This window comes from Hyphomicrobium denitrificans ATCC 51888 (genome assembly GCF_000143145.1).
GTDB lineage: Bacteria > Pseudomonadota > Alphaproteobacteria > Rhizobiales > Hyphomicrobiaceae > Hyphomicrobium_B > Hyphomicrobium_B denitrificans.
In genome coordinates this window covers 479426-491693 of record NC_014313.1, presented here as the reverse complement: position 1 = coordinate 491693, position 12268 = coordinate 479426, and the positions used below count along the sequence as shown (strand labels likewise).

Annotated in this window: 12 protein-coding genes; 5 read left to right on the top strand and 7 right to left on the bottom strand. The window is 59.7% G+C overall.

What is annotated here, in order from left to right; genetic code table 11:
* The first annotated feature begins 490 nt into the window (after positions 1 to 490).
* The 3 genes from HDEN_RS02300 to HDEN_RS02290 all read left to right on the top strand — a co-directional run bounded on the left by HDEN_RS02300 (position 491) and on the right by HDEN_RS02290 (position 2785).
* Entirely contained in the window at positions 491 to 1417 is a 927-nt protein-coding gene (locus HDEN_RS02300) for an ABC transporter ATP-binding protein (protein ID WP_013214508.1), read from the top strand.
* The gene (locus tag HDEN_RS02295; RefSeq protein ID WP_013214507.1) at positions 1414 to 2175 is read left to right on the top strand and encodes an ABC transporter permease; all 762 of its coding nucleotides are present in this window, start codon (positions 1414 to 1416) and stop codon (positions 2173 to 2175) included. Before HDEN_RS02300 ends, HDEN_RS02295 begins: the two co-directional genes overlap by 4 nt.
* A gap of 244 nt (positions 2176 to 2419) precedes the next feature.
* On the top strand, positions 2420 to 2785 hold the full coding sequence (locus HDEN_RS02290) for a winged helix-turn-helix domain-containing protein (RefSeq protein ID WP_013214506.1): 366 nt from the start codon (positions 2420 to 2422) through the stop codon (positions 2783 to 2785).
* Between the two features lie 59 nt (positions 2786 to 2844).
* Here the strand turns inward: HDEN_RS02290 and HDEN_RS02285 are convergent, their stop codons facing one another.
* The 5 genes from HDEN_RS02285 to HDEN_RS02265 form a co-directional block, all read right to left on the bottom strand.
* Positions 2845 to 3567: a molybdenum ABC transporter ATP-binding protein gene (locus tag HDEN_RS02285; RefSeq protein ID WP_013214505.1), complete on the bottom strand. Its 723-nt coding sequence runs from the start codon at positions 3565 to 3567 to the stop codon at positions 2845 to 2847.
* Positions 3564 to 4262 carry a molybdate ABC transporter permease subunit gene (gene modB, locus HDEN_RS02280; RefSeq protein ID WP_013214504.1) on the bottom strand — a complete coding sequence of 233 codons (699 nt, stop codon included), beginning with the start codon at positions 4260 to 4262 and terminating at the stop codon, positions 3564 to 3566. Before modB ends, HDEN_RS02285 begins: the two co-directional genes overlap by 4 nt.
* 33 nt (positions 4263 to 4295) lie before the next feature.
* Positions 4296 to 5102 (bottom strand): molybdate ABC transporter substrate-binding protein, encoded by an 807-nt coding sequence (gene modA, locus HDEN_RS02275; RefSeq protein ID WP_041921777.1) that lies wholly within the window; start codon positions 5100 to 5102, stop codon positions 4296 to 4298.
* A 111-nt stretch (positions 5103 to 5213) separates the two neighbouring features.
* On the bottom strand, positions 5214 to 6215 hold the full coding sequence (locus HDEN_RS02270; RefSeq protein ID WP_013214502.1) for a zinc-dependent alcohol dehydrogenase family protein: 1002 nt from the start codon (positions 6213 to 6215) through the stop codon (positions 5214 to 5216).
* A 78-nt stretch (positions 6216 to 6293) separates the two neighbouring features.
* On the bottom strand, positions 6294 to 7655 hold the full coding sequence (locus HDEN_RS02265) for an aminotransferase-like domain-containing protein (RefSeq protein WP_013214501.1): 1362 nt from the start codon (positions 7653 to 7655) through the stop codon (positions 6294 to 6296).
* Positions 7656 to 7899: 244 nt separating this feature from the next.
* On the opposite strand from HDEN_RS02265, the gene HDEN_RS02260 reads away from it, so the two are divergent.
* Both HDEN_RS02260 and HDEN_RS17660 read left to right on the top strand, forming a co-directional pair.
* Complete coding sequence (locus HDEN_RS02260; protein WP_013214500.1) at positions 7900 to 8292, top strand: DUF983 domain-containing protein; 393 nt, start codon at positions 7900 to 7902, stop codon at positions 8290 to 8292.
* A 159-nt stretch (positions 8293 to 8451) separates the two neighbouring features.
* A complete protein-coding gene (locus tag HDEN_RS17660) occupies positions 8452 to 10029 on the top strand; it encodes a sugar transferase (RefSeq protein WP_013214499.1) in 1578 nt (525 codons plus the stop codon).
* A gap of 103 nt (positions 10030 to 10132) precedes the next feature.
* Here the strand turns inward: HDEN_RS17660 and HDEN_RS02250 are convergent, their stop codons facing one another.
* Together HDEN_RS02250 and HDEN_RS02245 are read right to left on the bottom strand one after the other, a co-directional pair.
* Positions 10133 to 11695: an O-antigen ligase family protein gene (locus tag HDEN_RS02250; protein ID WP_013214498.1), complete on the bottom strand. Its 1563-nt coding sequence runs from the start codon at positions 11693 to 11695 to the stop codon at positions 10133 to 10135.
* A gap of 25 nt (positions 11696 to 11720) precedes the next feature.
* Complete coding sequence (locus HDEN_RS02245) at positions 11721 to 12227, bottom strand: hypothetical protein (protein WP_013214497.1); 507 nt, start codon at positions 12225 to 12227, stop codon at positions 11721 to 11723.
* Positions 12228 to 12268 lie beyond the last annotated feature (41 nt).

Here is a 12268-nt window from a genome sequence, read left to right as displayed (position 1 = left end):
CAATTCCATACCTACCGATACAAATATTCGTTGACAGAGCGCCAGCTCCGTCCATATCTTACCACTCGGTACATATGTAGATTGACGAGGTGCACGATGAAAGGCTCCCTCTCGAACGCCAGCGCAATCGTCCAAGGTCTGAAAGGTTGGGTCACCCGCCGCCAACCGGCAGCCCTCAGCGACGTCGAGGCATCGGAGCCTGAAGTTGTAGCGGCCTGCGGATGTGAGGACGCGCCTCGCCCCTTCGCCGAGGAGCGGGATCGCTGGCCACTCGGACCCGGCGTCGACAACTATTCCTGATTGATCTCAGACCAACCGCGAAACGCATCGCCATCGAGCGTGACGCGTTTCGCATCTAGGCCACCGCCGCCGTTGGTGAACCGCGCGCGTTCTGCTCACACCCACGCAAAGCAAACCCGACAACATCGTTGACAGGCGAGGCCGTCGCTGCGATGCGGAGCGCCGCTATCAACGCGCCGGAGACCCCACCATGTCGGCCATCATCTCCGTCGCAGATCTTTCCAAGACCTATGCTTCGGGCTTCAACGCCCTGAAGAACATCAATCTTGATATTCGGCCCGGTGAAATCTTCGCACTGCTCGGACCCAACGGCGCCGGCAAGACGACGCTGATCAGCATCATCTGCGGGATCGTCAACGCCAGCACAGGCCGCGTGACCGTCGACGGCAAGGACATCGCCCGCGATTACCGCGCCGTGCGCGCGATGATCGGCCTCGTCCCGCAGGAACTCTCGACCGACATGTTCGAGACGCCGTGGGCAACCGTAAATTTCAGCCGCGGCCTGTTCGGCAAGCCGCGCAATCATGCGTTCGTCGAGAAAGTCCTGAGAGACCTTTCGCTGTGGGACAAGAAAGACAACCGCATCATGACGCTGTCGGGCGGCATGAAGCGCCGCCTCCTCATCGCGAAAGCGCTCGCGCACGAACCGCGAATCCTCTTCCTCGACGAACCGACGGCCGGTGTCGACGTCGAGCTTCGCCGCGAAATGTGGGATGTTGTGCGCGCCTTGCGTGCGTCCGGCGTGACGATCATCCTCACCACGCACTACATCGAGGAAGCCGAGGAGATGGCCGATCGCGTCGGCGTCATCGCCAAGGGCGAGATCATCCTCGTGGAAGAAAAATCCGAGCTGATGCGCAAGCTCGGCAAGAAGCAGCTCAATCTTCAGCTTCAGTCGCCACTTGCCGCGCTCCCGCCATCGCTCGCCGCTTACGACCTGCAGCTTGTCAATGACGGCCACGAGCTGATTTACACTTACGATACCCAGGCCGAACGTACCGGCATCACGGCATTGCTCAACGACATGCGTGCTGCCGAAATCGTCTTCAAAGACCTGAGCACCGCGCAAAGCTCGCTCGAAGACATCTTCGTAGACCTCGTGAGGCAAAAGAAATGAACATCGAAGCCGTCCGAGCCATCTACGGCTTTGAGATGTCCCGCTGGGGCCGGACGCTGATGCAAAGCATCGTCTCGCCCGTTCTCTCGACGTGCCTGTACTTCATCGTCTTCGGCTCAGCGATCGGCTCGCGCATCTCGCAGGTCGAAGGCGTGGACTACGGCGCCTTCATCGTGCCCGGCCTGATCATGATGCTGCTGCTGACGCAAAGCACGCTGAATGCCTCTTTCGGCATCTATTTCCCGCGCTTTACCGGCACGATCTATGAGCATCTGTCGGCGCCGGTCTCACCCTTCGAGATCGTCCTCGGCTATGTCGGCGCCGCCGCGACGAAGTCGGTCATTCTGGGACTTCTCGTTCTGGCAACCGCAAGCCTTTTCGTGCCGCTCCATATCGCGCATCCGTTCTGGATGATCGCATTTCTGCTGTTGACCGCCGTCACGTTCAGCATGCTCGGCTTCATTATCGGCATCTGGGCCGATGGTTTCGAGAAACTTCAGATCATCCCGTTGCTCATCATCACGCCGCTGACGTTCCTCGGCGGCACATTCTATTCCGTGAAGATGCTGCCGCCGTTCTGGCAGAACGTGACGCTGCTCAACCCGGTCGTCTATCTGATCAGCGGCTTCCGCTGGAGCTTCTTCGAAATCTCGGACGTCAATGTCGGCGTCAGCGTATTGATGACGTTCGTGTTCCTCGCGGTCTGCATGGCGGTAGCATGGTGGATCTTCAAAACCGGCTATCGCCTCAAGGCATAAGGTGAAGCCTTGCCCCTGCGATCTTCGCATTCATTGAGAGACACAGAGCGCGCCGCAAAAATTGCTCATCGACAGACAACACGACCGCCAAACTTGCTGGCAGCCTTTTACAAGTCCGCAAGTTATGCTTAGTCGTTCATAAATTGCCCGGTCCGGATTCGAACGCCCGTCCGCGGCAAATCGCAGATGATGCCCGCGCCGGCATCAATGTTCATAGGCAACGTTCAGGCAACACGGTGTCTCGATGACTGAAATCAAGCTTCGGATCGACTTCGACAACGAGCGCTACATCGGCCACGGGCGCATCCAGCTTCTTGAGCTGATCGGCGAACACGGCTCGATCGCGCAGGCCGCGAAAGCCATGGACATGTCCTACAAGCGCGCCTGGTACTTGATGGATGAGTTCAATTCGATGTTTGCCGACCCGCTGATCGAGCGCCAGCATGGCGGACGCGGCGGCGGCGCCGCCAAGCTGACCCCGTTCGGCGCGGAGCTCGTCCGCCAATACCGCGAGATGGAGGCGAAAGCGCTCTCCGTCTTCGCGAAGCCGCTGGCATCGATGGAAAAGCACCTCGCGCGGCAGCAGAAAACCGTGCGCAAGGCCGGTTAGAGTGCTTCCGGAAAAGTGCGACCGGTTTTCCGATAAGTAGAACGGGCCAAACCAAGGCTCTACGTAGAAGCGAAGTCGCTCTTGCGTTTCGATGCATCATCGCCAGGCAGATCCGCCGCACTGCCGACGGACGCAACCCGCCCGGCCTCCAGCCTCACGACCCTCGATGCAAGCCGCTGCACTTCGTTCCGCGAATGCGTCACATAGACGATCGGAACTCTGAACTCGTCGCGCACGTGCTCGATCAGTCCCATGATCTCGTTGCGGCGCGCATCGTCGACACCGGAAAGCGGTTCGTCCATCAGCAGGATCTGCGGCGACGATAGAAGCGCCCGAGCCAGCGCGACACGCTGCTTCTCTCCGCCCGACAGCGTCGCGGGCCGGCGATTCAAGAGCCCGCCGATCCCAAGCTCGCGCGTCACCACGTCAACGGCCGGACCATCGGCCTGCGCCGACCTGAACCAGCGCCCGAACTTGATGTTCTGCTCGACCGTCAAATGCGGAAAGAGTTGCGCATCCTGAAAGACAAAACCAACGCGCCGCCGGTGACACGGAACGAAGACGCGCTGCGCGACATCCGTCAGCACGCGCCCCGAGACGACGACACGCCCTGCGTCGGGCCGCAACGTCCCCGCAATGATGTTGAGGATCGTGGTCTTGCCCGATCCCGACGGACCGACCAGCGCCGTGATGCCTGAGCCGGCCTCGAACGCCACGTCGAGCAGAAAATCTTTCCGCTGCTGACGAACGTTGAGGCTGAGCGATGGTGCGGCACCCGTCATTCGAATACGGCAATCTGCTTTTGCACGCGGCGGTTCAACACTTCCGATGCCACGAGCGCCGCCATCGCGATCCCGATCGAAACGAGCGTCAGTCTGAGCGCCTGCCCTTCGCCGCCGGGAACCTGCGTATAGGTGTAGATAGCTGATGGTATTGTTTGCGTCTCACCCGGAATGTTCGAAACGAACGTGATCGTCGCGCCGAATTCGCCCAGCGCCTTCGCGAAGCAAAGAATGGCGCCGACGATGATCCCGGGCAGCGCCAACGGCAGCGTGACGAGAAAGAACGTCCATGTCCGGCTGGCGCCGAGCGTCCCAGCCGCTGTCTCCAGCCGCCGGTCGATGGAATCGAAGGAAAGCCGGATCGCGCGCAACATCAGCGGAAAGCCCATCACGCCGCACGCGAGCGCCGCCCCCGTCCACCGAAACGAGAACGACAGCCCGAAATAGTCGTAAAGGAATTTGCCCGCTACCCCCTGCTTCCCGAACGTCAGAAGCAGCAGGTAGCCGGTCACGACCGGAGGCATCACGAGCGGCAAATGCAGAAAGCTGTCGAGCATGATTTTGCCCGGAAACTTCCACCGCGCCAGCGCATAGGCTGCAAGAACCGCGAACGGCACGGCAAAGATCGTCGCGACCGTTGCCACCCGCAGGCTCAGGAATATCGCAGTCCATTCGTCTTGAGAGAATCCAAGCACGACGCCCGTCCGCTGTTGAGATTACCGCGCGCCTTACTTCAGGATCGTGAAGCCTTGCTTCGCAAACGCGGCCTGTCCTTCCGGCGACTTCATGAACGCGATGAAAGCCTTCGCCGAATCTGAATCCTTGCTCGTCGCAAGAACAGCAATCGGATAGATGATCGGCGGATGCGTGTCCTCCGGAAAGACACCGACGATCTTGACCTTCGGCTCAGCCTTTGCGTCCGTCTCATACACGATACCGAACGGCGCCTCACCCTGGGCAACCAGAGCCAATGCCGCGCGCACGTTTTCCGCTTGCGCGATCTTCGCCTCGACAGCGTCCCAGACCCCGAGCTTCTTCAACGCCGCCAAGCCGTATTTGCCAGCCGGAACCGACTTGACGTCAGCCACGGCAAGGCGGCCGTCACCGAGCGCTTCGGCAAGCTTGAAACCCGGCTCGATTTTCAGCGACGCCGTACTCGACTGCGGCGCGATCAGCACGAGCCGGTTACCAAGGAGGTTGAAACGCGTCTCGTCATTGATGAGCTTCGCCTTGGCGACATAGTCCATCCAATCGAGATCGGCGGAAATGAAAATGTCGGCCGGCGCTCCCTGTTCGATCTGTTTCGCCAGCGCCGAAGAGCCCGCGTAAGACGCAACGATTTTATTGCCGGTGCTCTTTTGATAGTCAGCAGACGCCGCATCCAGAGCCGTCTTGAGACTCGCCGCAGCAAAGACCGTCGTCGGGGTCGTCTCTGTTTTCTGAGCGACTGCGGGCGCCGACAGCAACGCAAGGGCTAGCGTCCATGCGGCAACCATCTTGAACGGCGAACGTGAACGAATGCGCCCTGCGAGCATCGGCATCTTACCCTTTGCGATAAACGATATAGCCGGGAAGATATCGAGCCGCGCAGCGTTTGCAACCACATTCAGAAATGAAGCATATCGCAGAGGGGAAGTATCGGCAGGCTACGCTTTGAGGACGATTTTGCCGAAATGCGCCCCACTTTCCATATGCTGCAAAGCTTGCGGAAGTTCCGCGAACGGGAACACACGGTCGATGACGGGCTTCAGTTTGTTTACGGTAATGGCGTCGTTCATGGCTTCGAACATGACACGGCTGCCGACATATATGCCTTGAACGGTGACGCCCTTCATCACAATGGGAATGGGATTGACCGTACCGCCAGTCAGCACGCCGATGAGGCTGATACGCCCTCCGATCCGCACCGCTTCGAGCGATTGCGGCAATGTGCCTGCGCCGCCGACTTCGACGACATGATCGACGCCGCGGCCATTCGTCAGCGCGCGTGCCTTCGCGCCCCACTCCGGCGTCGTCTTGTAGTTGATGAGTTCTGACGCACCCATCTCACGCACCCGTTCGAGTTTGGCATCGCTGCTCGACGTGGCGATGACACGCGCCCCCGTTGCGTGCGCGAACTGCAGCGCAAAGAGAGAAACGCCACCTGTCCCTTGCACCAGAACCGTCTCTCCCGCAGCGAGCGCGCCTGACGTAACCAGTGCATGCCAAGCTGTTACCGCCGCGCACGGCAGCGTCGCGCCTTCCTCATCCGAGAGACCGGCAGGCACCGGCACGAAACCGTTGTTGTCGAGGATGACGTATTCGGCAGCAACGCCGGGAATTTCGCCGCCGAGCGCGCTCGCCGATTTTTCAGCCGCCGCACCGCCGCCCACCCATCGCTGCATGAATGTGCCTGCGACGCGGTCTCCGGGCTTCGCACGCGTGACGCCGGGTCCAACCTCGATGACTTCTCCGACTCCATCGGAAAGAATTTGAAACGGGAACTTGAGCTTCGGCGCGTAGATGCCGCGAACGACCAGCAGATCGCGAAAATTGATCGACCAGGCGCGCATCTTGACGAGAACTTGGCCGTGCCTGGGCGTGGGCCGCGGGATGTCTTCGAGCGCGAGCCCATCGATGCCGAAGTGCTTCAGCAGAAATGCTTTCATGGATCGCCTCCGAAGGTTTGCCGCAACCGGCCGGGCGACGATTATTCTGCCATTATGCAGCTTCGGCAACTACGCCTTTCATACGATTGCCTTTGAAGGCAGAACGGGCTGCGCAAGAAGCTCGGCCAACAGCTTTAACGCCTGAGTAAGTGAATCTCTGTCTCCGGCAACACCGAGCGAAATGCGAACCGCTTCCGGATGCGTTCGGGAAACCGCGAACTCCGAACTGGGCACGACAGCAAACCCGGCGCGTTCGGCATGACTCGCCAAGTCCACCGCCCGCCAATAGGGCGGCATCGTCAGCCACACATGATGACCGTGCGGATCGGATTGATACACAAACCGCCCAAGAAGCGATCGCGCGATCGCCTGGCGCGCCGCCGCCTCTTCGCGGATCGCGTTCCGGATATCATCGAGCCGCCCCGTCGTGATCCAGCGTGACGCGACCGCGGCGTTGAGCGGCGGAGCCATCAGATTCATGGCCCGCAGCACTCCGGCGAGACGCAAAGCCTGAGCGTCACTCGGCGCCAGCACATATGCAATCCGCAGCGCCGGAGTTGCGCATTTGGAAAGCGTCTCGATGTGCCACGTCAGCTCGGGCGCAAGATCCGCAAAGGAAGCCGGAGCGTGCTTGAGCAGCGACGAGTACGGATCGTCCTCGATGAGGGCGACACGATATTCGCGCGCAATCCTCGCGATCTCACGCCGTCGTGCTTCCGGCAGCGTCGCTGTCGTCGGATTGTCAATCGAAGGAACAACGTAGAGCGCTTTCGGTGCCGCACGCTCACAAAGTTCTGAGAAAGACTCCGGGATGATCCCATCTTCATCCATCGCGACGGGCTGCAGGACATATCCGCGCTGCTGCGCGATCGCCGTGAGGCCAGGGTAGGTGACGAGACCGGCAGCAATGGTTTCGCCGGGCCTGACGAGGCAATCGCATACGGCGAACAGCGCGCTTTGTGCGCCGCTCGCCAGCAGCAGCGACGATGGCTTGACGTCCCCAATCCGGTCGCCGAGCCAGATCGCGCCGGCGGCACGATCCGGAACGCTGCCTGCGCTCTCCTGATAGCGGAGATGCAGCATGCCCTGTTCGCTCGCGAGGAGATCTGCAATGGTCTCGGGAATGAGATGCCGAAGCCCCGCCGCCGCGGGTTGCGGAGGAATGTTCAGGCTGAGATCGACGGCCGGCGCCGCAAATAGCTCGGACCCGCCGCTCTCGAGACGGCGGACGAACGTGCCGCTCCCGACTTTTCCATCGATCAATCCTCGGCGGCGCGCTTCGTTGAACGCGCGTGTCACGGTAGTCAGATCGACCCCCAAAGCCTTTGCGATCGCCCTCTGGGGCGGCAACCGGGAACCGGGAGGCACGCGCCCCGCACGGATGTCCGCCTCGAGCGCATCGACGATCCCGATCGATTTCAGCTCGCCGCCCTCCGCCATGCGCGGGCGCCACGAAGGCCGGTCCAATATCTGCGGTTTCCTATCCATACACTAAACTAACATGTATGGATCAACCGCGCAAACCAGATATCGACAAAAAACGGCGAATAATCTCGGAAATCGCAGCATAACGGCTTTGCCGCTGCGACACTATTCGCGTAGATCATTCGGTGGGAGTGCATACAATAAGCATACATAGAAAATTGTCTTTATACGCGAGCCCCAGCAGCGAAAGGAACTCCTGATGTGCGCCGACCATGCTCATAAATGGCCCACCCTTTCCCCGATGAAGGTGGGCATCCGCGGACTGTGCCCACGCTGCGGCAAGGGCAAAATCTTCGACGGCTTCCTCACGCTGAAAAAACAATGCCCGGAGTGCGGCCTGGATCTCTCGTTCGCCGATCCCGCAGACGGACCGGCATTCTTCGTGATGTGCTTCGGCTGCATTCCGGCAGCAGCGCTGGCTTGCTGGATTGAAGTCGCCTTCGTACCACCGTTCTGGGTCCATCTGGTCACGAGCCTGCCCGCGATCCTGCTGACCTGCATTCCGCCGTTACGACCGATCAAAGGCTGGCTCGTTGCTAGCCAGTATGTTCACAAGGCCGAAGAAGGCCGTCTCGTCTTCGCCGACAAATAATGCCGGCTGACGCCGCACACCGCTGAATGAAGCTGCCCTAGGCGCCGGCGGTGTCCGGGGCGCTTGTGGAAAAAGCGACCGCACTCCGATAAAAGTCAAAATTAGTATTAACACCTTTGTGTTAAATATAGTACCGAAGGCATCCAGGCGGTGCCTCCGATGGCGAACCTGCCTGAAAGCGGAGTTCGCATGCATTGCGCCTTTCTCCTCGCCATTGATCTGTTTCTTCTGATCACCGCGAATGTCATCGTCTTTTTCTTGAGCATTGGCTTACATCCGGAAGCGTCTGCTGAAACCCTGGCGTACTGCGCGTTGACGGTGACAATCGCGGTTCCTGTGCTTCTGGCATCAGGTCTGAACAGGACCGTCTGGCGGTTCACGACGTTGCATGATTGTTCACACATCGTCGTCGCTATTTTGATGACGATGGCTATCACTGCCGCAGTTGCGAGCATGCTCCCATATTTCCACGGCGCGCCGCAATTCCTGATCGCGCTCCAATTCCTGGTTATGACGGCAGCACTTGTCGGAATTCGCGCCTTGGCGCGGCTGCGTCATGCCGGGCGCAGTCGCCGTCGCGCCAATCGCACAACATCCGAGCGCGAAGACATCCTCGTCGTCGGCGTCAACGCGGTGACCGGACTCTTTCTCCGGTGCGTAACGGAAAGCGGCGGAAGCAACATCGCCGTTGCTGGAATTCTATCGGAAAATCGCCGCCACCAGAGACGGAGACTAGGATCACACGCCGTGCTCGGGAGGCCCGGCGACATCGTGAAAATCGTGCACGAACTGGATATCCACGGCGTCAAAGTCAATCGCGTCATTCTTGCTCAATCCTTCGATAGTTTAAGCCGGAGCGCACAGGACTCCATTCTTAGAGCCAAGACAGAGATGAACATACGCGTAGACACACTGAACGAACGTTTGAGCTTCGATACTTCGGCGATGTCTTCGCCAACTTCCGCAATCAAGAAACGGAATGACATCATAAGCACGCCAGCCGCAAACCTCGAAGCGCCGACAACCTATCTGCGCTGCAAGCGCATTTTCGATGTCGCCGCTGGCACGCTGATCGGCATTTGCGTCGCGCCCATGATGCTTCTTGTCGGCGTGCTCGTATTTTTCGACATCGGGCGCCCGATAATATTCTGGCAACAACGGCCGGGCGCCTTAGGCCGCCCAATCCGGATTCTAAAATTCCGCACGATGCGCGCGGCCCGGAGAGCTGACGGGCGTCTGCTGTCTGACACGCAGCGCCTTTCACCCATCGGCAAATTCTTGCGCCGCGTGCGCCTCGACGAACTACCGCAGGTCTACAATGTCGTCATCGGCGAGATGTCGATGGTAGGCCCACGCCCGTTATTACCCATCGATCAATCACAACAATTTCGCGGCCGTCTCGACGTGAAACCCGGCCTGACCGGTTGGGCGCAAATCAATGGCGGCCGTCACCTCTCCGTCGACGACAAGGCGGTGCTCGACTTATGGTATGCGAGGCACGCCTCGCTCCTCCTCGATTTGCGCATCCTTCTGAGCACGGTGCGAACGGTTCTCTTTGGCGAGCATATCGATGAGAACGCCATTCGTGAGGCATGGCTCGCGCTCGGCGATACGTCGAAAGGCGCGGCGGCCGAACGGCAATCCGATTTCAGCGCCCGAAAACAAACGCTTCGGTGGCCCGCCGCTGTCGGCATTCAGCCACAGCCTACCTCGGCAGAAAGCGCTCAACCGCAATAAAGTCTGCATCGCAGGCCGCGATCGGCGAACGCACGTTCGAGACAATACGGAAATTCATACGCTCCCGCGACATCGCACGTCGACAAACACGCTCATCCAAATTTCAATTTCGATCGCTCGGCCATTCACCGTCAGCATACCAGAGCGCCCGTTGCCGAACGGGTTGAGGCGTGCGCGATGAGCGATGCGGAACCATCCGGGAGTTCGCCTCCGCCATTTCACGATCTGCTCGCCGAGCCTGCACCGGAGGCACGAGCAACCCAGCAGCAAATGCAAAGACAGCCAGATTGGCCGACGTTCGAAGCGGATAATCGACAAGGGAGTGAGCAAGCAACAACCCGATGACGACCGCCGCCGATCTCGTCAAATCGCGATCAATCCGACGCGCATCATCTGCTTCCGCCGTAGTCCAAGCCGCGATCGCTCGGCGCGCCAGCCAAACGATGCACACCGATAAAAGCAAAATCCCAGGAATACCGGTCTCAACCCACAACTCCAGCAGATCGTTGTGTGCGTGATTGACATACGTCACCGCAATATCGGACGGCTTTTCGAAAGTTTGATAAACCGGCACGAACGTGCCGAGACCAGAGCCAAGCGGCATGTAGGCTTCCGCCGCCGAAATCGTATTTCGTATGATCGCAACGCGAGCATCCGAAACCGCTTCAGTTCCAAATCGATCCAGGATTCGAAAAAGAGCAAACGGCGAACACACAACCACTACGATCGCGATCGCCGCGAGCAAAAATTTTGACAAATATCGCTGACCTCGTGCGCGGCGACCACTCATCACAACGATGAAACCCGCCAACAATGCAACGACCGAGAGGAGCAATCCAGCTCGAGAACGCGCCATCAATTGCCCGGCCATCAAGACGATAAAAGCCACCGCGAACACGGCAAAGTATATGACCGTCTTCGAGCCGAACTTCGCCGCACGCGCTTCTGCCAACGCCTCCGATGTCTCGAATAACCAGCAGAAGCAGAACAGCATCGCCACATAGAGCAATGCCGCAAAATGATTTCTGTTCGCAAAGAACCCTACGGCTTCGCTCGTATTCGTGACCGTATAAAAGCGCAGACCGCTATTCGGGCCACCCGCGACTTGCAGAAGGCCCAGAAAAACACTGACGACAGCGACTGCAATGACAACAAGACTGACGTGCCGTCGTTGCTCATAGCCAAGCGTCAGAACGCTTAGAAATATCGCAACCGCTGGCACCAGGCTAAGTGCGCTCAACCACGTCGCTTCCGGCGACACAGTGAGTGGAAATGCCGGCAACGGATCGCCTAACAGCTCATACGTGCTCGTGATCGCGGACCGCCCAGGTAGCGACGTCCATACCGATGGTGGCAACGGAACGAGTTGCAGCAGCGGCAATGCAACGACCATCGCAAGTCCCGACAAAACCCATCGCACACGCGACGTTTCCCGAGACTCAATCAGCCCGATCAACGCCAGCCAGAGCAGCGGCAATGCGATGAGCTGCAGAACCGCGTCACCGAGAAAGCCGGCGCGCGTCGCTCCGCCAAGAACGATGGCGAGGAGGATAACGCACGCGGTCCAATAAGAACTAAGAGCCCGCCCGAGACCCGGACCCGCGCCACCGCGCTTGATACCGGAGCGCCGTATTGGCTGAGTTGCACACCCCCAGCGAGGGCGCATCAATTGTCGGAACGCCTGCACGGCGTTACGGACTGACGGGCGGCGAATCTCCACCGCCACCGCCTAGCGCCGACACCGCGACGACGACACCGCCGACCGCGACAGCACCCAGCAGATACGGCATGAAGTCGGTCTGCGGCGTTTGCGAGACGGCAAGAGTCTCCGTGCCCTCGACCCATCCGTCGTACGGTGCCGGAGACGTTGCATTTGACGCCGAGCTCGAATTGGCGCCAGTTTCGATCGCGCCGGAACGCCCCGTGGCGCACGGCGACTCGGCTTCTACGGTGAACGCCATCCCCATGCCCAGATACGTCACGCAACCGTCGGAGAACGTGAGCTTCGCCGAACTTCCCGCTCTGCTTACGAGCGTATCTCCAACGATAACCTCGCTCGAACCGCGAACGGATTGGTAAGCTCCATCGCGACTGAGCAGCACTTCACCGCTTTGCACGTCCAGGCTTGCCGCATACGCCGGCGACACATTGGCGATCAGCAACAGCGTGCCGGCGGCCAAAAAATATTTGCTAACCATTCGATGCCACCCCGGAAAAGCCGACACACCATAATAGCACG